Source organism: Oceanimonas sp. GK1 (assembly GCF_000243075.1).
Lineage (GTDB): Bacteria > Pseudomonadota > Gammaproteobacteria > Enterobacterales > Aeromonadaceae > Oceanimonas.
On sequence record NC_016745.1, the window covers coordinates 149,069 to 172,500 of the forward strand.

Sequence of the window (23,432 nt, forward strand, 5' to 3'; positions counted from 1 at the left end):
TCGCCCCCTGTAACGCTCGGCAAATGCCGTCCCTGGCATTTGATCGGTCGTGAAACCCTCTCCTTTACCCTTCTGCTCATATGCAGCAACTGGCTTGATGATATTTTGAAGGCGGTGATTTTACCGCCATGACGGCGCCGGGTGAAGGGCGCCTTGTCATCGGCCCGGCTTTGGCTCATGATCCCGGGAGTTTTTTCTTATGACTGTGCATGATCGTGGATATTCGAGTACTCAGACGCGACTTCCCTACCCTGGCGCAAATCGTTAACGGCCACCCGCTGGTGTATCTCGACAACGCCGCCACCACCCAGAAGCCCCAACCGGTGCTGGACGCGCTCAACCATTACTACCGGGATACCAACGCCAACGTGCACCGGGCCTCTCACGCCCTGAGCGGCCAGGCCACCCGCGCCTTTGAGCAGGCCCGGGAAAAAGTGGCGCGCTTTATTCACGCGTCCTCGCCCACCGAGATTATCTGGACCCGGGGCACCACCGAGGCCATCAACCTGGTGGCCTTCAGCCTTGGCCGGCATTTCCTGAAAGCAGGTGACGAGATCCTGGTGTCCACCTCGGAGCACCACGCCAATATCGTGCCCTGGCAGCAGGTGGCCGCCGCCACCGGCGCCCTATTGAAGGTCATTCCCCTCACCGAGCACGCCGAGCTGGACCTGGCCGCCGCCGAACGGCTTATAACTAAGCGCACCCGGCTGCTGGCCGTAGGGCATGTCTCCAATGCCCTGGGCCAGGTGAACCCGGTGGCGGAGCTGATTGCCATGGCCAAAGCCGTGGGTGCGGTCACCCTTGTCGACGGCGCTCAGGCAGTGGGCCATTTCCCGGTGAACGTACGTGCCCTTGGCTGCGATTTTTACGCCTTCTCCGGCCACAAGATGTTTGGCCCCACCGGCATCGGTGTGCTCTATGGCAAAACCGACTGGCTGGAGAAAATGCCACCCTGGCAGACCGGCGGCGAGATGATCAAGACCGTGAGTTTTACGCACACCACCTTTGCCGCACCGCCATTCAAATTCGAGGCGGGCACCCCCAATATTGCCGGTGCCATCGCCCTGGGCGCGGCGGTGGACTACCTGCAGGGGCTGGATCGGGCCGCACTGCTGCACCACGAACAGGCGCTGCTGACGCAACTGCTGGATGGTCTGGCCGCCATGGACGACATTCGCGTCATCGGCCGGCCTCAGGCCGGCGCCGTGTCCTTTGTCATGGACGAAGTACACCCCCAGGATCTGGCCACCCTGCTCGACATGCAGGGTATTGCCGTGCGCACCGGTCATCACTGCGCCATGCCGCTGATGCAGGCACTGGGGCTGAAAAACGGCACCGTGCGCGCCTCGCTGTCCTTTTACAACACCGCCGATGACGTGGGCGCCCTGCTGGCCGGCATCGACAAGGCCCGGGAGCTGCTCTGATGACCCACCCTTTTGGCACCACCATCACCGATACCGAAGTGCGCGCCCTGTTTGCCGCTGCCCAGGGCTGGGAAGCCCGCTACAAACAGCTGATCACGCTGGCCAAACAGCTGCCAGCACTGCCCAAAGAAGATAAGGTCGACGCCAACGCCATTCACGGCTGCGAAAGCCAGGCCTGGCTGGTGGCAAAGCAGGATGAACGGGGCCGCTGGCAGTTTCACTGCGACTCGGACGCCCGCATTGTAAAAGGCCTGATGGCGGTGGTGCTGGCGGCCCTCAGCAACAAGACCGCCGCCGACATTGCCGCCTTTGATATGGATGCCTATTTCGAGGAATTGCAGCTGCTCAACCACCTGAGCCCGTCCCGGGGCAACGGCCTAAGAGCGGTGGTGACCGCCATCAAACAAAGCTGTAAATGAACGTGAGGGGTGAGGCGTAAAGAGTCAGGTGTTTTCCTCCTCACCCTTTACCCCTCACGCTCTTCTCTGGTGGCCAGCTTTGAAAGCACCCGGCTGACCATAAAGAAGCCAAAGGTGGCGGTGATGTGGGTAACGGCACCAAAGCCGGAGGCGCAGTCCATTTTCATGGTGCCGTCCGATTCCTGCTTGGCGCTACAGATGCCGCCCTCGCCGTCCGGGTAACGGGGCTGCTCGGTGGAAAACACACAGTCCACGCCAAACTTGCGCTTGGGATTCTTGCTGAAGTTATAGAGCCGGCGCAGCTCGCCCCGCACCTTGGCGGCCAAAGGGTCCTGAATGGTCTTGCTGAGATCCTTTAACTGGATCTGGGAAGGATCAACCTGGCCACCGGCACCGCCGGCGGTGATCACCGGAATCTTGTTGCGCTTGCAAAAGGCAATGAGCGCCGCCTTGGCCCGCACCGAGTCGATGGCATCCACCACGTAATCAAAGCCCGCCAGCAGGTGCTCGGCGAGATTATCGGCGCCGATAAAGTCATCCACCACGGTAACCCGACAGTCGGGGTTGATCAGCGCAATGCGCTCAGCCATGGCCTGGGTCTTTTCCGCGCCAATCTGGTTATGCAGGGCATGGATCTGCCGGTTGGTATTGGTAATACAGATATCGTCCATGTCGATCAGGGTAATGGCCCCAATGCCGGAGCGCGCCAGGGCTTCCGCCGCCCAGCTGCCCACGCCGCCAATGCCGATCACGCACACATGGGCCTCGGCAAAGCGGGCCAGGGCCCGGGCACCATACAGGCGGGCAATACCCCCGAAACGCTCGTCAAAACTCATTTCATCACTCCCCTCGCTTTAGCGGGGCATTATATCAAAGTCACCGGGACTGGGGATTAGGGACTCGGGACTAAAACCGCCAGTCCCTAATCCCCATTCCCAAATCCCTGCTCACCAAACAAAAAAGGGAGACCGAAGTCTCCCTGTTACCGCTCTGTTTATCGTTTTGTTTGTTTAACCGCCAACGGCGATGTTTTTCATGTCGGTCATGTAGGCACGCAGGGTCTTGCCGATGATTTCCACCGGGTGGTTGCGAATGGCCTCGTTCACGTCGATCAGGCGACGGTTGTCGACAGAGTTGGACTCAACGGTGATGGTCTTGCCAATCACGTCGGTGCCCACTTTCGGCATGAAGTGTTCGCGCAGCAGCGGCACGGCGGCGTTGGCGAACAGGTAGTTACCGTATTCGGCGGTGTCGGAGATCACCACGTTCATCTCGTACAGACGCTTGCGCGCTACGGTGTTGGCGATCAGCGGCAGCTCGTGCAGCGACTCGTAGTAGGCGGACTCGTCGATGATACCGGACGCGGTCATGGCTTCGAACGCCAGCTCGACGCCGGCCTTGACCATGGCCACCAGCAGGATGCCGTTGTCGAAGTATTCCTGCTCGCCGATCACCACGTCGGTGGCCGGGTACTGCTCGAAGCTGGTTTCGGCAGTTTCTTCACGCCAGGTCAGCAGGTCGTGGTCGTCCTTGGCCCAGTCGGCCATCATGCCGGCGGAGAAGTTGCCTTCAATGATGTCGTCCATGTGCTTGTTGAACAGCGGGCGCATCAGCTCTTTCAGCTCTTCAGCCAGGTCAAAGGCCTTGATCTTGGCGGGGTTGGACAGGCGATCCATCATATTGGTGATGCCGCCCTGCTTCAGGGCCTCGGTGATGGTTTCCCAGCCGAACTGGATCAGCTTGCCGGCGTAACCGGCATCGATGCCGTCGGCCACCATTTTCTCGTGGCACACGATGGCACCGGCCTGCAGCATGCCGCACAGGATGGTCTGCTCACCCATCAGGTCGGATTTCACTTCGGCCACGAAGGAAGATTCCAGCACGCCGGCACGGTCGCCGCCGGTGGCAGAGGCCCAGGCCTTGGCGATGGCCAGACCTTCGCCCTTGGGATCGTTTTCCGGGTGAACGGCGATCAGGGTTGGTACACCAAAGCCACGCTTGTACTCTTCGCGTACTTCGGTGCCGGGGCACTTGGGCGCCACCATCACCACAGTGATGTCTTTACGGATCTGCATGCCTTCTTCCACGATGTTGAAACCATGGGAGTAGCCCAGGGCGGCACCGTCTTTCATCAGCGGCATAACGGCGTTAACGGCAGAGGTATGCTGCTTGTCGGGGGTCAGGTTCATCACCAGATCGGCGGTGGGGATCAGCTCTTCATAGGTGCCGACCTTGAAGCCGTTCTCGGTGGCCTGCACGAACGACTTGCGCTTCTCGGCAATGGCTTCGGCACGCAGGGCGTAGGAGACGTCCAGACCGGAGTCGCGCATGTTCAGACCCTGGTTCAGACCCTGAGCGCCGCAACCGACGATAACCACCTTTTTGCCTTTCAGGTAGTTGCAACCGTCGGCGAACTCGCTGCGGTTCATGAAACGGCACTTGCCCAGCTGCTCGAGCTGCTGACGCAGGTTCAGGGTATTGAAATAGTTAGCCATGACCTTTTGCTCCAATTAATCCGTTATTTTTGAATGCTTGCACCGTTTTCGGTGACGACCCCAGCACTATACCCCAGGCAATTCGTTGCCTGAAATGATATATTCGAAACAGAGTATTTCATTTGGTGCAACGTGATGGATTTACGCAACCTGGAACTGTTTGTTCATCTCAGCCAGAGTCTGCATTTTGGCCGTACCGCCGACGCCATGGCGGTGAGTCCGTCCACCCTGAGCCGGGCCATTCAGCGGCTGGAGCAGGAAGTGGGCTGCGAGCTGCTGCTGCGCGACAACCGCAGCGTGGCGCTGACCCCGGCGGGTCTGCGGCTGCAGCAATTTGCCGGTGACTGGCTGGCGGAGTGGCAGCACCTGCGCGACCAGTTGCGCCACAACGACAGCCCGCTGCAGGGCCGGCTCAGGTTGTTCTGCTCGGTCACCGCCAGCTACTTCCTGCTGCCCGACATTCTGGCCCGCTTTCGCACCCGCTACCCGCAGCTGGAGCTTCGCCTGGAAACAGGGGATCCCGCCCTCGCCATCGACAAGGTGTTGCAGGAGGAGTCGGATCTGGCCATTGCCGCCCGCCCCGACGCCCTGCCCGCCAAACTGGAATTCATTCGGCTGCAAACGGTGCCGCTGGTGTTTATCGCCCCGCGTATTCCCTGCCTGGCCAACGAGCTGTTGCAACAAAGCCCCGCCGACTGGAGCCGTATTCCGGTGATCCTGCCGGAGCAGGGCGTCGCCCGCAAACGCACCAACCAGTGGTTTCGCAACAAGGGCATCAGCCCCCACATCTACGCGGAAGTGGCCGGCAACGAGGCCATTGTCGGCATGGTGGCGCTGGGCTGCGGCGTGGCCCTGGTGCCGACGGCGGTCATTCGCCACAGTCCCATGGCCGACAAGATTCGGCGGCTGGCGGTGACTCCGGATCTCAAACCCTTTGAGGTGGGGGTCTGCCTGCTGAAAAAACAGCTGGAGGATCCGCTGATCCGCGCTTTTCGCCAGATTGCCCTGCAACAGGGCAATCCCGAGCCCCATGATTAGGGTGTGTGCCGCCCCTGGGCATGGGTTACAATGGCAGCAATATTTCAAGGAGAGCGACCATGCTGGACCCGAAAAAACTGGAAGAGATCGCCAAACAGATCCAAAGCAACCTGCCCTCCGGGCTGAAAAACATGGGTGAGGAAGCAGAAAAGCGCATTCGCACCGTACTGCAATCCCAGCTGGGCAAGCTGGATGTGGTGACGCGGGAAGAATTTGACGTGCAGACCAAGGTACTGCTGCGCACCCGGGAAAAGCTGAACGAGCTGGAAACCCGCCTGGCCCTGCTGGAACAGCAACTGGCCGATGGCCGCAGTGACCAGGAATGAAGCCGAACAGCTGCGCCAGGCCTGCCTGACCGCCGCCCTGAATGCCTATGAAGAAGGCGGCCTGCTGGGACTGTGCCAGCAAGGCCGCCTTGAGCTGGCCATGGATGCCATTCGTCGGCTCGACCTTAGCCCCTTTGTTGAACACAGCGCAGAACACAAGAGCCCCGGCGGCGACTGACCCTCAAAACGCACAATGCCGGGCACGCCCGGCATTGATGTCATCTCAGCAAGCAAGAACGCGAGTTTAAATAAACTCGTAGGCGTCACCGAACAGGCGTTCGGCATCCACGCCCTTCTCTTTAAAGGCTTCCCGGGCCACACCGGCCATTTCAAAGCGGCCGGCCACGTAAATGTCGTAACCGGTCAGGCTGGGAAAGTCTTCCATAATGGCCTCGTGCACCAGGCCACTGCGCCCTTGCCAGTGCTCGTTGCCGTTCTGGACCACGGGCACATAGGTCAGCTCCTTGTGCTCGGCGGCCCAGGCCGTCAGCTCATTGTGCGCATAAAGATGCTCTTCATGACGCACCCCCCAGTAAATGAAGACCGGCTTGTGCAGGCCGTCGGCCAGCATCTGCTGCAAAATGGAACGGGTATAGGCAAAACCGGTACCGCCGGCCATCAGGATCACCGGATGGCGCGACTCGCGCAGATAGGCCTTGCCCGCCGGCAGCTGCACCTCAATCTGACCCTGCTCCTGCATGCGCTTGAGCACCTGCATGGCGTAGGTATTGTCGGGAGAGGCGCCAATGTGCAGCTCAATCTCGCCGTTTTGCTGGGGCTTGTTGGCAATGGAGAAGGGACGCTTGTCGTCGTCCGCCATTACCACCAGCAGGTACTGACCCGGATGAAAGTCCACCGCCTGCTCCGGCTTCAGCCGCACATACCAGAGGGTGTCGGCCATTTCGTGGAGCGCTTCGACATTACAGCTTATTTTTTGCATGACTATCCTTTGATCTCACTCTGTTCTGCACTCGCGTTCAGGATACCGAGTTGGTCCCACAGCGCATCGACCCGTTGTTTGACCTCGTCCGTCATCACTATGGGTTGCCCCCATTCCCGATTGGTTTCACCCGGCCACTTGTTGGTGGCATCCAGGCCCATTTTTGAGCCCAGACCGGAGACCGGCGAGGCAAAATCCAGATAATCGATGGGCGTGTGCTCGATCAATGTGGTATCCCGCGCCGGGTCCATTCGGGTCGTAATGGCCCAGATCACGTCATTCCAGTCTCTGGCATTGATATCGTCGTCGCACACAATAACGAACTTGGTGTACATGAATTGTCGTAAAAACGACCAAACGCCCAGCATGACACGTTTGGCATGGCCGGGGTAGCGTTTTTTCATGGTCACCACCGCCATGCGGTAGGAGCAGCCTTCCGGCGGCAGATAGAAGTCGGTGATTTCCGGAAACTGCTTTTGCAGTATGGGTACGAACACCTCATTCAGCGCCACGCCCAGCACCGCCGGCTCATCGGGCGGGCGGCCGGTATAGGTGGAATGATAAATGGCGTCGCGCCGGCGCGTAATGCGCTCCACGGTAAACACCGGGAATTCGTCAATTTCGTTGTAGTAACCGGTGTGATCGCCATAAGGGCCTTCCGGCGCCATCTCGCCGGGATAGATGTGGCCTTCGAGCACAATCTCAGCACTGGCGGGCACTTCCAGATCGGAGCCAATGCACTTGACCACCTCGGTGCGGCTGCCGCGCAGCAGACCGGCAAAAGCGTATTCCGACAGGGTGTCGGGCACCGGCGTCACGGCCCCGAGGATGGTGGCCGGATCGGCGCCCAGGGCTACCGCCACCGGATAAGGCTGACCCGGGTGGGCTTCCTGCCACTCGCGAAAGTCCAGCGCCCCGCCGCGATGGCTGAGCCAGCGCATGATCACCTTGTTTCTGCCCAGTACCTGCTGGCGGTAAATCCCCAGGTTCTGGCGCTTTTTATAAGGGCCACGGGTAATGGTCAGGCCCCAGGTGATCAGCGGTGCAGCGTCGCCCGGCCAGCAGTGCTGTACCGGAATGCGGGTCAGATCCACCTCATCCCCTTCCTGGATCACGTCCTGGCAGGGCGCCTTTTTCAGCCGTTTGACCGGCATATTGAGCACCTGCTTGAAGATGGGCAGCTTTTCCATCAGCTCCTTCAGACCCTTGGGCGGCTCCGGCTCCTTGAGGTAGGACAACCAGCGGCCCACTTCGCGCAGGGCGCTGACGTCCGGCTGCCCCATGCCCATGGCCACTCGTTTGGGAGTACCGAACAGGTTACCCAGCACCGGCATATCAAAGCCCTTGGGGTTTTCAAACAGCAGCGCCGGACCGCCCGCCTTGAGGGTGCGGTCGCAGATCTCGGTCATCTCCAGGTAGGGATCGATCTCCTGATGAATGCGCTTGAGCTCCCCCTGGGCTTCAAGTTGCGCGATAAAGTCTCGCAAATCCTTGTATTTCATAGGCTTGTTCCGAGTGTATCGAGTGGCTTGAGGATTATACCCGGTTGAGACGGGCTTGTATCGCCAACAAAAAACCGCGGACAGGCCGCGGTTTTTTCATGCTAAAACAATACGTTACTTCTGCTGACGCTTCATGGCCTCAAAGAACTCATCGTTGGTCTTGGTCATGGCCAGCTTGTCAATGAGGAACTCGATGCCGTCAATCTCGCCCATGGGATGGACAATCTTGCGCAGTATCCACATCTTCTGCAGCTCGTCCGGGGTGGTGAGCAGCTCTTCCCGGCGGGTGCCGGAACGGGTGATGTCGATGGCCGGATAGACTCGCTTCTCGGCGATCTTGCGGGACAGGTGCAGTTCCATGTTGCCGGTGCCCTTGAATTCCTCGTAGATGACGTCGTCCATCTTGGAGCCGGTTTCCACCAGGGCGGTGGCGATGATGGTCAGGCTGCCACCCTCTTCCACATTACGGGCCGCACCAAAGAAACGCTTGGGCCGGTGCAGGGCGTTGGCGTCCACACCGCCGGTGAGTACCTTGCCGGAGCTCGGCACCACGGTATTGTAGGCCCGGGCCAGACGGGTGATGGAGTCGAGCAGAATGACCACGTCCTTCTTGTGCTCCACCAGGCGCTTGGCCTTTTCGATGACCATGTCGGCCACCTGCACGTGGCGGGCCGCCGGCTCGTCAAAGGTAGAGGCAATCACTTCGCCCTTGACCATGCGCTGCATCTCGGTCACTTCTTCCGGACGCTCGTCGATGAGCAGCACGATCAGCACACATTCGGGGTGGTTGTAGGTGATGCTCTGGGCGATATTCTGCAGCAGCATGGTTTTACCGGCCTTGGGCGGCGCCACAATCAGGCCCCGCTGCCCCTTGCCGATGGGGGAAGCCAAATCCAGCACCCGGGCGGTAATGTCTTCGGTCGAGCCGTTGCCCCGCTCCATCTTCATGCGCTCGTTGGCATGCAGGGGCGTGAGGTTTTCAAACAGGATCTTGTTGCGGGAGCTTTCAGGCCTGTCGTAGTTGACTTCGCTTATCTTGAGCAGGGCGAAATAGCGCTCGCCTTCCTTCGGCGGCCGGATCTTGCCGGAGATGGTGTCGCCGGTACGCAGGTTGAAACGACGGATCTGGCTGGGAGACACATAAATATCGTCGGGGCCCGCGAGGTAGGAGGAGTCGGCGCTGCGCAGAAAGCCGAAGCCGTCCTGCAGAATTTCGAGCACACCGTCACCGAAGATATCTTCACCACTTTTGGCATGGGCTTTGAGGATAGCAAAGATGATGTCTTGCTTGCGCAGACGGGCGAGGTTTTCCAGGCCCATGTTTTCCCCAAGCTTTATCAGCTCAGATACAGGGGTATTCTTGAGTTCAGTCAGATTCATAGTGGTGAGTGTCTATCAACCAGGAATGTCAAATGGTCAGAAAAATCTGCCGGATTGATGTATTGATTAAGAAGAGCCTTAAAGGCACAAAATAGGCTAGCAAACGAACAACAAACTAGCACCAAAAAGAAAAAGCGTCTAGCAAAAACCACAAGGGGTGCCTTGCGCACCCCTTGCCGGACTTACAGGTTGGCGTCCAGGAACTCTTTCAGCTGAGTCTTGGACAGGGCACCGACCTTGGTGGCCGCCACTTCGCCGTTCTTGAACAGCAACAGGGTGGGAATGCCACGAATGCCGTACTTGGGAGCGGTTTCTGCGTTCTGATCAATATTCAGCTTGGCGACGGTCACCTTGCCTTCATATTCACCGGCCACCTCATCCAGGATAGGGGCGATCATCTTGCAGGGACCACACCACTCAGCCCAGAAATCTACCAGTACCGGGCCTTCAGCCTTGATGACATCCGCATCGAAGCTGGCATCGGTCAGCTGAACAATTTTGTCACTCATCTCCAACTCCAGTCAGTCTTTGCCCCACAAACACACAACAAAGGGGCAATTTAGTTGCCCTATTTCAAATGATCCTGTTTATTATTGCAAGCCTAACCTGATAATCTGAACGCTATGAGCAAAACACACCTTACCGAAACAAAATTCGCCCAGTTGGGCCTGCAGCCGCAAGTGCTGGCCGGACTGGAAGCCAAGGGATTTCACCACTGCACGCCGATACAGGCGCTGTCGTTACCGCCCCTGCTGGCAGGCAAGGACATTGCCGGGCAAGCCCAGACCGGCACCGGCAAAACCATCGCCTTTCTCGCCGCCACCTTTAACCATCTGCTGACCACCCCCGCTCCCGCCAACCGCAACACCAACCAGCCCCGTGCCATCATCATGGCCCCGACCCGGGAACTGGCGGTACAGATCCATAACGACGCCGATACCCTGAGCGCCAGTACCGGCCTCAAGCTGGGCCTGGCCTATGGCGGCGAAGGTTATGAAAAGCAGGTGGAGGTGCTAGACGCCGGCGTCGATATTCTGATCGGCACCACCGGCCGCATCATCGATTTCTTCAAGCAGAAGGTGATCAGCCTCGACGCCATTCAGGTAGTGGTACTGGATGAAGCGGATCGCATGTTTGATCTGGGCTTTATCAAGGACATCCGCTTTCTGTTCCGTCGCATGCCGCCGGCCAGCCAGCGTCAGAACATGCTGTTCTCCGCGACCCTGTCACTCAGGGTACAGGAGCTGGCCTACGAGCACATGAACAGCCCCGAGCATGTTGAAGTGGAGCCGGAGCAGAAAACCGGCGTCCGCATTCAGGAAGAGCTGTTCTATCCGGCCCAGGAAGAAAAAATGCTGCTGCTGCTCACCCTCGTGGAAGAAGAGTGGCCCGACAAGGCCATCGTCTTTGCCAACACCAAGCACAGCTGCGAGGAAGTCTACGCCTGGCTGAAGGCCGACCACCACAGAGTGGGCCTGCTGACCGGTGATGTGCCCCAGAAAAAGCGGCTCAAGATCCTGGAAGACTTCACCAGTGGCGCCCTCGACATTCTGGTGGCCACCGACGTGGCCGCCCGCGGCCTGCACATTCCCGACGTCACCCACGTGTTCAACTACGATCTGCCCGACGACGCCGAAGACTACGTGCACCGCATCGGCCGCACCGGCCGGGCCGGCGCCAGCGGGCACTCCATCAGCTTTGCCTGCGAAGAGTACGTGTTCAACCTGCCGGCGGTGGAAGCCTATATCGAGCATGAAATTCCGGTGAGCAAGTACGACCGCGACGCCCTGCTGACCGACGTGACGCCGCCCCGGCACATTCATCATCACCGGGCCGCAGTGAACCGTAACGTACGGGATCGCCAGGGTGGCAACCGGCGTCCTCCCTCCGGTAATCGTCGCCGCCGTCCCCAGGGCAGCCGGAGCTGACCCTGATGGTGAACCCGTCGCTGTATGCGGCCATTGATCTCGGCTCCAACAGCTTCCACATGCTGGTGGTGCAGCAGGTGGAAGGCGCCTGCCGCACCCTGGCCAAGGTCAAGCGCAAGGTGCGCCTGGCCGCCGGCCTGCAGCCGGACGGCAGTCTGGACAGGGAGGCCATGCTGCGGGGCTGGGACTGCCTGCGGCTGTTCGCCGAACAACTGCAGGATGTGCCCGCCGGCCAGGTGCGTATTGTGGGCACCGCCACCCTGCGCCTGGCCACCAACATCAGTGAGTTTCTTGCACAGGCCGAGACCATTCTCGGCCATCCCGTGCGCATCATTTCCGGTGAAGAGGAAGCCGCCACCATTTACCAGGGGGTGGCCTGGACCTCCTCCGGCACCGGCCGGCGGCTGGTGATCGACATCGGCGGGGCCAGTACCGAGCTGGTGATCGGCGAAGGCCCTTCGGCCAGCCTGCTCAACAGCCTGAACATGGGCTGTGTCACCTGGCTGCACCGCTATTTTCCCGACGGCAAACTGAGTGAGGCCAATTTTGGGCGGGCCATTGCCGCCGCTCAAGCCGAGCTGGCAACCGTGGCCGCCGGCTATCTCAAGCTGGGCTGGCAGCACTGTATAGGCGCTTCGGGCACGGTACAGGCCATTCAGGAAATCATGATGGCCCAGGGCGAAAACGAACACATCACCCTGGCCAAACTCCACCGGCTGAAAGCCCAGACGGTGGCCTGCGGCCAGGTGAACCGGCTGCAGTTGCCCGGCCTGGCCTGCGAACGGGTGCCGGTGTTTGCCTCGGGCCTGGCCATTCTGATCGCCCTGTTTGATACCCTGGCCATTGAGCACATGGTGCTGGCCGGCGGCGCCCTGCGCGAAGGCCTGGTCTATGGCATGCTCGGCACCCGCCAGGACGGCGACGCCCAGGACAGAACCATCGACAGCCTGATCGCCCGCTACCAGCTGGATCGCGAACAGGGGGAGCGGGTGCGCCACACCGCGCTACTGGCCCTGAAACAACTGCAGCCCGACCTGGAGCGCGACGCCGCCTGCATGCTGGCCCGGGCCGCCATGCTCTACGAGCTGGGGTTGTGCATCGCATACAAACGCGCCCCCGAGCACGCCGCCTACATTATCCGCCATGTTGACCTGCCGGGATTTACCGCGCCTCAGCAGCGACTGCTGGCCGCCCTGCTGCTCAACCAGCGGGATGAGTTTCACCTGGCCGCCCTGCAGGCGCAGTGCGCCCTGGACACCGCATCCGCCATCTTGCTGGCCCGGCTGCTGCGCCTGGCCATTATTCTGTGCCTGCGCCGCACCCGGGGCACGGTGCCCGAGTTTCGGCTGCAACAGCAGGGAGCGCGGCTCATTCTGACCCTGCCCGCCGGCTGGTGTGACTGCCATCACCTGCGCGCCAGCGAGCTGCGCGCAGAGGCCAAACGCCAGAGCGCGCTGGGCTGGCCGCTGGAAGTGGTGGAAGCCTAACGCGGCCTTCGGGCATGAATGGCGTTCACCCCAGCCATGCAATCATTCCTTTTGTCGTCCTGATGCCCCGGGGCTAAGCTGAAGTCCAGCCCCTGATAGGAGACCCCCGGTGACCACCCTTGATACTCGCCTGCGCTCGGCCCAACCCTGTTTCTGGCACAATCCCGGCTACCATTCCGGTGCCGCCGCCGATGACCACATTGGCATTCGCCAGGCCGCCGAACGCCTGACCCGTTTCGCCCCCTGTATTCGCGCCCTGTTTCCCGACACCGGCGACGGCATTATCGAATCCCCGCTGAGCCGGGCCGATGATTTTGCCGCCGCCCTGGAAAGCGTCTGGGGCATGCCCATCACCGGCACCCTGTGGCTGAAACGGGACAACGAACTGCCCATTTCCGGCTCCATCAAGGCCAGGGGCGGTATTCACGAAGTGCTGAAATACGCCGAAGAACTGGCGCTCAACGCCGGCCTGCTGCATCTGGAGCAGGATTACCGGCGTCTGCTGGACGAGGAGGTCCGCGCCCTGTTCGCCCGCCATACCCTGGCCGTGGGCTCCACCGGCAATCTCGGTCTCAGTATCGGCACCATGGCGGCCCACCTGGGCTTTCAGGTGGATGTGCACATGTCTGCCGATGCCCGCCAATGGAAAAAAGACCGGCTTCGGCAGCTGGGCGTCCGGGTCCATGAATATGAGGACGACTACAGCCGGGCGGTGGCCGAGGGCCGGCGCCTAGCCGAGCAGGATCCCGATTGCCACTTTGTCGATGACGAACATTCGCTCGACTTGTTCACCGGCTATGGCGTGGCCGGCCGCCGGCTCAAGGCCCAACTGGCTGCCCAGGGCATCATGCCCAGTGCCGAGCACCCGCTGATGGTGTATCTGCCCTGTGGTGTCGGCGGCGGCCCCGGCGGCGTGGCCTACGGCCTGAAGCAGGAATTCGGTCCCCATGTTCACTGCTTTTTTGTCGAGCCGGTGCAGTCCCCCTGCGTGCTGCTGGGCATGATGACCGGCAAGGGAGCAGAGGTTTCGGTGGAAGACATCGGTCTCAGCAACCGCACCGCCGCCGACGGCCTGGCGGTGGGCCGGCCCTCGGCCCTGGTCTGTAGGCTGATGCAACCCCTGCTGGCCGGCGCCATGACGGTGGAAGACCTCCAGCTGTTCCGGCTACTGGCACTGTTGCAGGACAGCGAAGGCATTCAGGCCGAGCCCTCGGCCATGGCCGGCGCCGGCGGTTTGCAACTGCTACTGCAACAACCACAGTGGCAGTCGCGAGCCGCCCGGGCCCATCATCTGCTGTGGCTGACCGGCGGCAGCATGGTGCCGGCGGAGGAATACCAGGCTTACTGTCACCAGGGGCAGGCCTAGTCATGCGCCTGCAGGGAGGGCGGCTCGCCGCCCTGCATTGTTTCCTGCATTGTGCCCGGCAGCTGAGCTTTGCCCGGGCCGCCGAGCTGTTGCACCTGTCGCCCAGCGCCGTCAGCCATCGCATGCGCAAGCTGGAAGAAGAGCTGGGGTTTCCCCTGTTCCAGCGTTTGCCCCGGGGCCTGGTGCTAACCGAGCGCGGCGAAACCCTCTACCAGACCCTGGCCCAGAGCCTGGGGCAAATCGACAACATCCTCGCGCAGCTGGAGCAGCCCGGCCCGCGCGGCCAACTGCGACTCCATGCCGTACCGGGGTTGGCACAGGGCTGGCTACTGCCCCGGCTGGCGGACTTCTATCAGCGCTATCCCGGGCTGGGGCTCAGCCTGGTCACGGGCAACGCTCAGGTGGATTTCGGGGCCAGCCGCTGGGATGGCGCCCTTTATTACCTGCCCGCCCCGCCCCCCGGCCTGGCTCACGATGCCCTGATGACCGAAACCCTGATCCCCGTCTGCAGCCCGGACTATTTATCCACGCTGGGATCGGGCTGCCTGCAGCAGGCCCGCTTGCTGCACGACGCCAGTGCCTGGTTTGGTTGTCGGCCCGAGGCGGAATGGCAGTACTGGCTGGAGCGGCAAACCCTGTCCATGGGCGAGCAGCATCTGTATTTTGACCAGACCGAGCTGGCGGTGCAGGCCGCCCAGGCCGGGCTCGGCGTGGCCATGGGCCGCGGTCATCTGGTGGCTGCCAGGCTGGCTGCCGGTATCTTGGTCGCCCCCTTTGGCCCGGCGGTGGCCGCCCCCTGCCGCTACTGGCTGGCGTACCCGGCCGAACAAAAAAAGGCCCCGGTATTCGGGGCCTTTCGAGACTGGCTGCTGGCTCAGTCCTGCTCCTTCAGCCACTGCGCCACCCGCTTGGAAAAGTAGGTGAGAATGCCGTCGGCGCCGGCGCGCTTGAAGCACAGCAGCGACTCCATGATGGTTTCCCTTTCCTTGAGCCAGCCGTTCTGAATGGCCGCCATGTGCATGGCGTATTCGCCACTCACCTGATAGGCAAAGGTCGGTACCCCGAACTGATCCTTGACCCGACGCACCACATCCAGATAGGGCATGCCCGGCTTGACCATCACCATGTCGGCCCCCTCCTCCAGATCGAAGGCGACTTCCTGCAGCGCCTCGTCGGTATTGGCGGGATCCATCTGATAGGTCGCCTTGTTGCCCCCCTTGAGGTTGCCGGCAGAGCCGACCGCATCGCGAAAGGGGCCATAGTAGTTGGACGCGTACTTGGCGGAGTAGGCCATGATCTGGGTGTTGATAAAGCCGTTCTCTTCCAGCGCCTGGCGAATGGCGCCGATGCGGCCGTCCATCATGTCGGACGGGGCCACCATATCGGCACCGGCGGCGGCGTGGCTGAGCGCCTGCTTCACCAGCACCTCGGTGGTGACGTCATTGAGTACGTAGCCGTCTTTATCGAGAATGCCATCCTGGCCGTGTACGGTGTACGGGTCCAGCGCCACGTCGGTCATGATGCCGAGCGCCGGAAAGGCGGCCTTCAGCTCACGCACCGCTTCCTGCACCAGGCCGTCGGGGTTGTACGCTTCTTCCGCCAGCAAGGACTTTTCGGACGGATTCACTACCGGGAACAGGGCGATCAGCGGAATTCCCAGAGCCACCAGCTCGGCGGCTTCCTCCAGCAGCAGATCGATGGACAGCCGCTCAATACCGGGCATGGAGGCCACCGCTTCACGACGCTGAATGCCCGGCAGCACGAACATCGGGTAGATCAGATCGTCCACGGTCAGGGTGTGCTCGCGCACCAGACGACGGCTGAAATCGTGCTTGCGCAAACGGCGCAGACGGCGGCCGGGAAAGCCTCCCAGAACTTGTTTGGTCATGTTCACTCCTGGAGTTGAAAAAAGGCCCGGCTGGTCGCCGTGGTGGCGGCGATCAGGCCGGCGGTGTCTTCACCCCGGCAGGCGGCAATGCGGCCGGCAATATGGGGCAGGTAGGCGGGTTCATTACGGCGCGAAGCGGGCTTGGGCGACAGATCCCGGGGAATGAGATAGGGGCTGTCAGTTTCCATCATCAGCCGCTCAGGCGGGATCAACGACACCAGCCGCTGCAGCTCGGCGCCCCGGCGCTCATCACAGATCCAGCCGGTAATGCCGATGTGCAAATCCAGCGCCAAGCAGTCGTTTAACTCATCCTCGGTGCCGGTAAAGCAGTGCAACACCGCCGCTGGCAGGCGCGCGCGCCAGGGCCCGAGGATGGCCATAAAGCGATCATGGGCATCCCGGCAGTGCATAAATACCGGCAATTGCAGCTCGGCGGCCAGGGCCAGCTGGGCTTCAAAGGCGGCCTCCTGCTGGGGCCGGGGCGAAAAGTCCCGGTTGAAATCGAGGCCGCACTCGCCGATGGCCACCACCTGAGGCTCGGCAGCCAGCCGGCGCAGCTCATCCGGTGTGGCGTCATCAAAGGTTTTGGCGTCGTGGGGGTGCACCCCGGCGGTGGCATAGCAAAAGCCCGGCCGGCCGGCCGCAAGCGTAGCCACCGCCCGGCTTTCCGCCAGGTTGGTGCCGGTCAGCACTAAAGCAGTCACGCCGGCAGCCTCGGCCCGGGCCAGCACCGCTTCCCTGTCTTTATCAAACTGGGAGCTGGTGAGGTTAACGCCAATGTCGATCACGCGGTGGGCTCCTGCTCGTCGTTTTCCTCTTTGCGCACATAGAAGCGGCCAAAAAAGACGCCGATTTCAAACAGCAGCCACATGGGAATGGCCAGCAGGGTCTGGGAGATCACATCGGGCGGCGTGAGCAGCATGCCGACGATAAAGACGATCACCACCACGTAGGGTCGCTTGGCGGCCAGATCCTTTGGCGTGGTGACCCCGGTCCAGCACAGCAGTATGGTGGCGATGGGAATTTCAAAGGCGATGCCAAAGGCGATAAACAGCCCCAGTACAAAGTCCAGATAACTGGCGATGTCGGTGGCGATGGTCACCCCTTCCGGGGCCATGCTGGTGAAAAAACCAAAGGCCAGCGGAAACACCACGAAATAGGCAAAGGCGGCCCCGGCGTAAAACAACAGGGCGCTGGAAAACACCAGAGGCGCAATCAGCCGTTTTTCATGCTTGTACAGGCCTGGCGCGATAAAGGCCCACACCTGATAGAGCACGATGGGAATGGCGGCAAAAAAGGAGACGATCAGCGTCAGCTTGAGCGGCGTCAGGAAAGGCGTGGCCACCCCGGTGGCGATCATGCCGGCCCCTTCCGGCAACTGCCTGAGCAACGGCGTGGCCAGCAGGGTATAGATGTCGTTGGCAAAGTAAACCAGGCCCAGAAACACCACCAGTACCGCGGCCAGAGCACGCAACAGACGCGTCCTCAGCTCCACCAGGTGGCTGATCAGGGGCTGCTGTGATTCAGTCATTCAGAAGGTTTCCGGGGCTCAGTGTTGGCAGGTTCATCCGCACTCTGCTCAGGGCCCTTTGCATAGGGCCGGTTAACCGAAGCGGCGGCGTCTTTCAGTTGATCGAGGGATTGCTGCAACTCGGGGCTGAGATCCTTCATGCCGAGTTGCTCGGCCTTTTTCAGATCCCGGTGCAGCTCTTCCATTTTCAGCTCCTGGGATAACTCGGTTTTCACCGCATTGGCGGTATCGCGTACCGTTTTAAACATCCGGGATACGGTGCGAATGGCCACGGGCAGGCGCTCCGGCCCGAGCACCACCAGGCCGATCACCGAAATCACCACCAGCTCCCAAAAACCGATATCGAACATGACTTATACCCGATCTTTGTCTTTGGCTTTGTCCTGCTCGTTCAGTGACTCGCCCTGTTCCTTTTTGTCTGCCAGTTTCTGTTGCTCGAAGTCGGCGTCCTTCTTGCCCTGATCTTCGTCGCTCATGGCCTTCTTGAAGCCCTTGACCGCCGAACCCAGATCACTGCCCATGCCCCGCAGTTTCTTGGTGCCGAACAACAGCACCACGATGAGTACCACGATAAGCAGTTGCCAAATACTGATTCCACCCATAACTCACCTTTCCTATACAAACAGTAAACGATAAAAAACCATTATATTGCAGGCAAATGACGAATATTTGATAGCGGATCAAACTATCGTGCGATGCGTCGCCATCCCAGCCACCATACAACCAAAGTCAGCACCAGACCAGACGTGGCCAGCCGGCTTTCATTCATGCCCAGCAACAGGGTGCTGGCCAGCAGGGTGGAGGCGCCCATCGCCAGTAAAAACTGGCCCTGGGCCCGGCGTCGGTCGTGCCCGGCGTAGCGCTCGTACAATCCTGCCATCTGGCGTTGCTGCAGCTTGCTCTGGCGCAGGGCATCGTACACCAGCTCGGGGATCTCGGGCAGTTTCTCGGCCCAGTAGGGCGCCTTTTCCTTGACGGCGTTGATCACCGCCTTGTAGCCCACCTGCTTCTGCATCCAGTCTTCCAGAAAGGGCTTGGCGGTTTTCCACAGATCCAGCTGGGGATACAGCTGCCGGCCCACCCCCTCCACATAGAGCAGGGTTTTTTGCAACAGCACCAGCTGCGGCTGTACTGCCATGTTGAAGCGGCGGGCAGTGTTGAACAGATTCAGCAGCACATGCCCAAAGGAGATCTCGGACAGGGGCTTCTCAAAGATGGGCTCGAGCACGGTACGAATGGCCGACTCGAACTCCTCCACCTTGGTATCCGCCGGCACCCAGCCGGACTCTACGTGCAGCTCGGCCACCTTGCGGTAATCCCGGTTGAAAAAGGCCAGGAAGTTTTCCGCCAGGTAACGCTTGTCGTCCCGGTTGAGGGTGCCGACAATGCCGCAGTCAATGCCGATCCACTGGGGATCCTCCGGGTGGTCGTAAGACACGAAGATATTGCCCGGGTGCATGTCGGCATGAAAAAAGCTGTCGCGGAATACCTGGGTAAAGAATACCTCCACCCCCCGCTCGGCCAGCAGCTTCATGTTGGTGCCGTTGGCTTCCAGCGCGTCGATGTCTGATACCGGAATGCCGTAGATGCGCTCCATCACCAGCACGTTTTCATGGCAATAGCTGGAATGGATCTCCGGCACATAAAGGGTGCGGGAGCCTTCGAAGTTGCGCCGCAACTGAATGGCATTGGCCGCTTCCCGCAACAGATTGAGCTCGTCGAGCAGGGTCTTGCGATACTCCTCCACCACTTCCACCGGTCGCAGGCGGCTGCTGCGCTCGGGCACCAGGCGGGCAATAAGGGTAGCCATGGAGTGCATCAGGCTGACGTCGGCCTCGATCACCCGTTCAATACCGGGACGGATCACCTTGATCACGATGTCCTGACCGGTTTTCAGCCGGGCGGTGTGCACCTGGGCAATGGACGCCGAGGCCAGGGGCCTTTCGTCGAAGTCGTCAAACAGGGTTTCAATGGGCTGACGCAGGCTGCGCTCTATCTGCTGGCGTGCCAGCCGGCCGTCAAAGGGCGGAACCCGGTCCTGCAGTAGGGCCAGCTCTTCGGCGATGTCCGGCGGCAGCAGATCCCGGCGAGTGGAAAGCATCTGGCCAAACTTGATGAACACCGGGCCCAGGCTCTCGAGGGCCAGGCGAATGCGCTTGCCCCGAGACAAGTCCGGATGCTTGTTCTTCAGCCAGAACAGACTTTTACGCGCCATGCGCGCCGGCCAGATCTGCAGCCGGATCGGGATCAGTTCATCCAGGCCATAGTCGAACAGGGTACGGCCAATCTGGTAAAGACGGCGCAGCTCCCGCAGTTTTCTCATGAATGGGTCACCTTGTCGGTCAGTGCCGCCAGGCGTCCCTGCAGGCGGTTCAGTCGTTTGCTCAGCGCGTCGACCTCGTCACCGAAGTCGGCCAGCTCCAGCGGCCCCACCGCCAGCCGGGCTTCTTCGCGGACATAATCGCCCAGGTGTGAGCGGGCACCGGTCAGACGATAGGTAAGGGCGGTTTTCACCTCGCGACCATGGCGGCACAACAGATGGGCCAGCACGTCGCCGGTATAGGGCACCAGCCATTCTTCAATATCGACGGGGGTTTCCCGAATAATGGTGCTCAACTCCTGCCAGGGCTGGGGATCGCCTTCAAGATCGAGGCGACCGTCACGAATATACTGCATCAACAGTCCCTTGTCCTTGAGCAGGCCCAGGGCGTTGAACGACAAGCTGAGGTGGCTGTCGACCTTGCCTTCGTAATGGCCCAGCAGCTCCAGCCGGCCAGCGGTAAACACCAGATAGAAACTGGCCAGCTCCGTCAGGGTCAACTGTAATACCCGGCCGTTCAGAGGCTGCAGCTTTTTCGCCCGGGCGGGGTCCTGCAGCAACAGACGATTAATGGCGGTTTCCAGGGTGCCGTTCAGCAACGGCAACAGCAGTGCCTTCATCAGAACTTGAACCCGCGGTGCAGGGCCACCACGCCGTCGGTCAGGTTGAAGTATTCCACCTGCTCCAGGCCGGCCTCTTCCATCATTTGCTTAAGGGTTTCCTGATCCGGGTGCATGCGAATGGACTCGGCCAGATACTGGTAACTGTCGCTGTCCTGAGCCACCAGCGCCCCCATTTTGGGCAGCACATTAAAGGAATAAAAGTCGTACAGCTTACTCATGATCTCGTGCTGGGGCTTGGAAAACTCCAGCACCAAGAGGCGACCGCCGGGTTTGAGCACCCGCTGCATGGACGCCAGCGCCTTGTCCTTGTTGGTGACGTTGCGCAGGCCAAAGGCGATGGTGATCAGATCGAAATGGTTATCGGGAAAAGGCAGTGCCTCGGCATTGGCCTGCACATAGGCAATATTGCTGCCCAGCCCCTTGTTGCGCAGCTTGTCACGGCCCACCTTGAGCATGGAGTCGTTGATGTCGGCCAGTACCACCTGGCCCTGCTCCCCCACCATGCGGGAGAACTTGGCGGTCAGGTCACCGGTACCGCCGGCCAGATCCAGTACCTTCTGTCCCGGACGCACGCCAGAGCAGTCGATGGTAAAGCGTTTCCACAGGCGATGAATGCCAAAAGACATCAGGTCGTTCATCACGTCGTACTTGGCCGCCACCGAATGGAAAACGCTGGCCACCATTTGCTCTTTTTCCTCGGCATTCACGGTCTGGTAACCGAAATGGGTCGTCGACTTGTGCTGTTCTGACATTCTCAAGACACCTGTAAAAATCAAAGTAGGGCAGTGTACTGCACATGCCCGGGCCGGACTAACGGGAAGCCAGCAGGCTGTGGGTGATCTGCATTCCCATAAAAGTGAATATCATACAGCAAACCACATTGAGGCACACATTCAGCCCGGCCTTTACCCAGTGACCGTGCTCAAGCAACAGCACCGTATCCAGGGAAAAGGAAGAAAAGGTGGTCAGGGCACCCAGCATGCCCACCATCATGAAAGGGCGCCAGGAGTGGGCGCTGATGGCCTGCTGCTGTACCAGCACGAAAAGGATGCCCATCAGCAGGGAGCCAATCAGGTTGACGGTAAGAATGCCAAAGGGAAAGGAACGGCCGAGCAGACGGCCCATCAGATCGGTAATAACGAAGCGCAACACGGCGCCGGTGGCGCCGCCCAGTGCGATAAACAGCAGGGTTTTCATGATGAACCGGCGTAAAAAAAGATGGCTTCAGTTTACGCCGGTCGGGCTCAAAAACCCATGCTCGAATGACTCAGCCTTGGCGTTCGCGCTTGGCCCGTACTGACTCGCCGGCCACGCCGAAGTCCTGGGTGGCGATGTCCTGCAGCAGGATGCGCACCGTTTCGGGCTTCACATCCAGGGCACGAACACAGGCGTCGGTCACTTCACTAATCAGGGCTTCTTTCTGCTCATTGCTGCGACCTTCGATCAGGGCAATATTGAGAATCGGCATGATTTTTCCTTTATATGTCTGAAAAACGAGCCGACATTAGAGTAAAAAATGTGAACTGAGTCAAATTTGGTGAGAGCAGCAGATACGAAAAAAGCCCGATACATCAGTATCGGGCTTTTGGAATGGGTGCCTGGCAGTGACCTACTTTCACATGGCAGCTGCCACACTATCATCGGCGCGGTTGCGTTTCACTGCTGAGTTCGGCATGGAGTCAGGTGGTTCCACAACGCTATGGCCGCCAGGCATAAAACTGAATTCGGAAAAAGCTTTCTTTGATGAATCTGTTGGTAGTCTTGAGACCGCAAGTCTCTCACACTTCTTGGGTGTTGTATGGTTAAGCCGCACGGGTCATTAGTACAGGTTAGCTGCACGCCTCACAGCGCTTCCACACCCTGCCTATCAACGTCCTGGTCTCGGACGGCCCTTTAGAGAGCTCGAAGCTCTAGGGATGACTCATCTCGAGGCTCGCTTCCCGCTTAGATGCTTTCAGCGGTTATCGATTCCGAACTTAGCTACCGGGCAGTGCCACTGGCGTGACAACCCGAACACCAGAGGTTCGTCCACTCCGGTCCTCTCGTACTAGGAGCAGCCCCTCTCAATCATCCAACGCCCACGGCAGATAGGGACCGAACTGTCTCACGACGTTCTGAACCCAGCTCGCGTACCACTTTAAATGGCGAACAGCCATACCCTTGGGACCGACTTCAGCCCCAGGATGTGATGAGCCGACATCGAGGTGCCAAACACCGCCGTCGATATGAACTCTTGGGCGGTATCAGCCTGTTATCCCCGGAGTACCTTTTATCCGTTGAGCGATGGCCCTTCCATTCAGAACCACCGGATCACTATGACCTGCTTTCGCACCTGCTCGACCTGTCCGTCTCGCAGTTAAGCTGGCTTATGCCATTGCACTAACCGTACGATGTCCGACCGTACTTAGCCAACCTTCGTGCTCCTCCGTTACACTTTGGGAGGAGACCGCCCCAGTCAAACTACCCACCAGGCACTGTCCTCACCCCCGATAAGGGGGCTAAGTTAGAACATCAAACATACAAGGGTGGTATTTCAAGGTCGGCTCCACGGCAACTGGCGTCACCGCTTCACAGCCTCCCACCTATCCTACACATGTAGGGTCAATGTTCAGTGCCAAGCTATAGTAAAGGTTCACGGGGTCTTTCCGTCTAGCCGCGGGTACACCGCATCTTCACGGCGATTTCAATTTCACTGAGTCTCGGGTGGAGACAGCGTGGCCATGGTTACACCATTCGTGCAGGTCGGAACTTACCCGACAAGGAAT

At 60.3% G+C, this 23,432-nt stretch carries 25 protein-coding genes and 2 rRNA genes (1 of these 27 cut by a window edge); 9 read left to right on the forward strand and 18 right to left on the reverse strand.

What is annotated here, in order from left to right; all coding sequences use genetic code 11:
• The first annotated feature begins 209 nt into the window (after positions 1 to 209).
• Positions 210 to 1,424 carry an aminotransferase class V-fold PLP-dependent enzyme gene (locus GU3_RS00695; protein WP_014290633.1) on the forward strand — a complete coding sequence of 405 codons (1,215 nt, stop codon included), beginning with the start codon at positions 210 to 212 and terminating at the stop codon, positions 1,422 to 1,424.
• Positions 1,424 to 1,843, forward strand: coding sequence for a cysteine desulfurase sulfur acceptor subunit CsdE (gene csdE, locus GU3_RS00700; protein WP_014290634.1), 420 nt, complete (start codon positions 1,424 to 1,426; stop codon positions 1,841 to 1,843). Before GU3_RS00695 ends, csdE begins: the two co-directional genes overlap by 1 nt.
• A gap of 47 nt (positions 1,844 to 1,890) precedes the next feature.
• Here csdE and tcdA read toward each other — a convergent pair whose 3' ends face one another.
• Together tcdA and ilvC are read right to left on the reverse strand one after the other, a co-directional pair.
• Positions 1,891 to 2,679 carry a tRNA cyclic N6-threonylcarbamoyladenosine(37) synthase TcdA gene (gene tcdA / locus GU3_RS00705; RefSeq protein ID WP_014290635.1) on the reverse strand — a complete coding sequence of 263 codons (789 nt, stop codon included), beginning with the start codon at positions 2,677 to 2,679 and terminating at the stop codon, positions 1,891 to 1,893.
• A 174-nt stretch (positions 2,680 to 2,853) separates the two neighbouring features.
• Complete coding sequence (ilvC, locus tag GU3_RS00710) at positions 2,854 to 4,338, reverse strand: ketol-acid reductoisomerase (RefSeq protein ID WP_014290636.1); 1,485 nt, start codon at positions 4,336 to 4,338, stop codon at positions 2,854 to 2,856.
• A gap of 135 nt (positions 4,339 to 4,473) precedes the next feature.
• Between ilvC and ilvY the strand changes: the two genes are divergently transcribed.
• Genes ilvY through GU3_RS00725 form a run of 3 tightly spaced genes read left to right on the forward strand, consistent with a single transcriptional unit; the run spans position 4,474 to position 5,880 of the window.
• A complete protein-coding gene (ilvY, locus tag GU3_RS00715; RefSeq protein ID WP_014290637.1) occupies positions 4,474 to 5,376 on the forward strand; it encodes an HTH-type transcriptional activator IlvY in 903 nt (300 codons plus the stop codon).
• A gap of 59 nt (positions 5,377 to 5,435) precedes the next feature.
• A complete protein-coding gene (locus GU3_RS00720) occupies positions 5,436 to 5,702 on the forward strand; it encodes an accessory factor UbiK family protein (RefSeq protein ID WP_014290638.1) in 267 nt (88 codons plus the stop codon).
• Positions 5,689 to 5,880 (forward strand): hypothetical protein, encoded by a 192-nt coding sequence (locus GU3_RS00725; protein ID WP_202798267.1) that lies wholly within the window; start codon positions 5,689 to 5,691, stop codon positions 5,878 to 5,880. The genes GU3_RS00720 and GU3_RS00725 overlap by 14 nt, the downstream gene beginning before the upstream one ends.
• Before the next feature lie 66 nt (positions 5,881 to 5,946).
• Here GU3_RS00725 and fre read toward each other — a convergent pair whose 3' ends face one another.
• The 4 genes from fre to trxA all read right to left on the reverse strand — a co-directional run bounded on the left by fre (position 5,947) and on the right by trxA (position 10,033).
• Entirely contained in the window at positions 5,947 to 6,642 is a 696-nt protein-coding gene (gene fre / locus GU3_RS00730; RefSeq protein ID WP_014290640.1) for an NAD(P)H-flavin reductase, read from the reverse strand.
• A gap of 2 nt (positions 6,643 to 6,644) precedes the next feature.
• A complete protein-coding gene (gene ubiD / locus GU3_RS00735; RefSeq protein WP_014290641.1) occupies positions 6,645 to 8,144 on the reverse strand; it encodes a 4-hydroxy-3-polyprenylbenzoate decarboxylase in 1,500 nt (499 codons plus the stop codon).
• A 114-nt stretch (positions 8,145 to 8,258) separates the two neighbouring features.
• Positions 8,259 to 9,524: a transcription termination factor Rho gene (gene rho, locus GU3_RS00740; RefSeq protein WP_014290642.1), complete on the reverse strand. Its 1,266-nt coding sequence runs from the start codon at positions 9,522 to 9,524 to the stop codon at positions 8,259 to 8,261.
• Positions 9,525 to 9,706: 182 nt separating this feature from the next.
• Positions 9,707 to 10,033 (reverse strand): thioredoxin TrxA, encoded by a 327-nt coding sequence (gene trxA / locus GU3_RS00745; RefSeq protein ID WP_014290643.1) that lies wholly within the window; start codon positions 10,031 to 10,033, stop codon positions 9,707 to 9,709.
• 114 nt (positions 10,034 to 10,147) lie between these two features.
• On the opposite strand from trxA, the gene rhlB reads away from it, so the two are divergent.
• The 4 genes from rhlB (at position 10,148) to GU3_RS00765 (ending at position 15,225) form a co-directional block, all read left to right on the forward strand.
• A complete protein-coding gene (gene rhlB, locus GU3_RS00750; protein ID WP_014290644.1) occupies positions 10,148 to 11,452 on the forward strand; it encodes an ATP-dependent RNA helicase RhlB in 1,305 nt (434 codons plus the stop codon).
• 5 nt (positions 11,453 to 11,457) lie between these two features.
• The gene (gene gppA, locus GU3_RS00755; RefSeq protein ID WP_014290645.1) at positions 11,458 to 12,939 is read left to right on the forward strand and encodes a guanosine-5'-triphosphate,3'-diphosphate diphosphatase; all 1,482 of its coding nucleotides are present in this window, start codon (positions 11,458 to 11,460) and stop codon (positions 12,937 to 12,939) included.
• 109 nt (positions 12,940 to 13,048) lie between these two features.
• The gene (locus tag GU3_RS00760) at positions 13,049 to 14,305 is read left to right on the forward strand and encodes a D-serine ammonia-lyase (RefSeq protein WP_014290646.1); all 1,257 of its coding nucleotides are present in this window, start codon (positions 13,049 to 13,051) and stop codon (positions 14,303 to 14,305) included.
• Positions 14,306 to 14,307: 2 nt separating this feature from the next.
• Positions 14,308 to 15,225, forward strand: a complete 918-nt coding sequence (locus tag GU3_RS00765) for a LysR substrate-binding domain-containing protein (protein ID WP_014290647.1) — start codon at positions 14,308 to 14,310, stop codon at positions 15,223 to 15,225.
• On the opposite strand, the gene hemB is transcribed toward GU3_RS00765, so the two are convergent.
• The 12 genes from hemB to GU3_RS00825 form a co-directional block, all read right to left on the reverse strand.
• Entirely contained in the window at positions 15,180 to 16,193 is a 1,014-nt protein-coding gene (gene hemB / locus GU3_RS00770) for a porphobilinogen synthase (protein ID WP_014290648.1), read from the reverse strand. The two genes, GU3_RS00765 and hemB, sit on opposite strands and share 46 nt — an antisense overlap.
• 2 nt (positions 16,194 to 16,195) lie before the next feature.
• Positions 16,196 to 16,981, reverse strand: a complete 786-nt coding sequence (gene tatD / locus GU3_RS00775) for a 3'-5' ssDNA/RNA exonuclease TatD (RefSeq protein WP_014290649.1) — start codon at positions 16,979 to 16,981, stop codon at positions 16,196 to 16,198.
• Complete coding sequence (tatC, locus tag GU3_RS00780; protein ID WP_014290650.1) at positions 16,978 to 17,724, reverse strand: twin-arginine translocase subunit TatC; 747 nt, start codon at positions 17,722 to 17,724, stop codon at positions 16,978 to 16,980. The genes tatD and tatC overlap by 4 nt, the downstream gene beginning before the upstream one ends.
• The gene (tatB, locus tag GU3_RS00785; RefSeq protein ID WP_014290651.1) at positions 17,721 to 18,074 is read right to left on the reverse strand and encodes a Sec-independent protein translocase protein TatB; all 354 of its coding nucleotides are present in this window, start codon (positions 18,072 to 18,074) and stop codon (positions 17,721 to 17,723) included. Before tatB ends, tatC begins: the two co-directional genes overlap by 4 nt.
• 3 nt (positions 18,075 to 18,077) lie before the next feature.
• Positions 18,078 to 18,326 carry a Sec-independent protein translocase subunit TatA gene (tatA, locus tag GU3_RS00790; RefSeq protein ID WP_014290652.1) on the reverse strand — a complete coding sequence of 83 codons (249 nt, stop codon included), beginning with the start codon at positions 18,324 to 18,326 and terminating at the stop codon, positions 18,078 to 18,080.
• A gap of 83 nt (positions 18,327 to 18,409) precedes the next feature.
• Positions 18,410 to 20,047, reverse strand: a complete 1,638-nt coding sequence (ubiB, locus tag GU3_RS00795; RefSeq protein WP_014290653.1) for a ubiquinone biosynthesis regulatory protein kinase UbiB — start codon at positions 20,045 to 20,047, stop codon at positions 18,410 to 18,412.
• A complete protein-coding gene (locus tag GU3_RS00800) occupies positions 20,044 to 20,664 on the reverse strand; it encodes an SCP2 domain-containing protein (protein ID WP_014290654.1) in 621 nt (206 codons plus the stop codon). The genes ubiB and GU3_RS00800 overlap by 4 nt, the downstream gene beginning before the upstream one ends.
• Positions 20,664 to 21,419: a bifunctional demethylmenaquinone methyltransferase/2-methoxy-6-polyprenyl-1,4-benzoquinol methylase UbiE gene (gene ubiE, locus GU3_RS00805; RefSeq protein ID WP_014290655.1), complete on the reverse strand. Its 756-nt coding sequence runs from the start codon at positions 21,417 to 21,419 to the stop codon at positions 20,664 to 20,666. Before ubiE ends, GU3_RS00800 begins: the two co-directional genes overlap by 1 nt.
• Positions 21,420 to 21,477: 58 nt before the next feature.
• Entirely contained in the window at positions 21,478 to 21,864 is a 387-nt protein-coding gene (gene crcB / locus GU3_RS00810; protein ID WP_014290656.1) for a fluoride efflux transporter CrcB, read from the reverse strand.
• A gap of 70 nt (positions 21,865 to 21,934) precedes the next feature.
• A complete protein-coding gene (locus GU3_RS00815) occupies positions 21,935 to 22,135 on the reverse strand; it encodes a 2-hydroxymuconate tautomerase family protein (protein WP_014290657.1) in 201 nt (66 codons plus the stop codon).
• Positions 22,136 to 22,263: 128 nt separating this feature from the next.
• Positions 22,264 to 22,378: ribosomal RNA gene (gene rrf, locus GU3_RS00820) — 5S ribosomal RNA — on the reverse strand.
• A gap of 87 nt (positions 22,379 to 22,465) precedes the next feature.
• Positions 22,466 to 23,432 (reverse strand): 23S ribosomal RNA (locus GU3_RS00825); it runs 1,924 nt beyond the window's last position.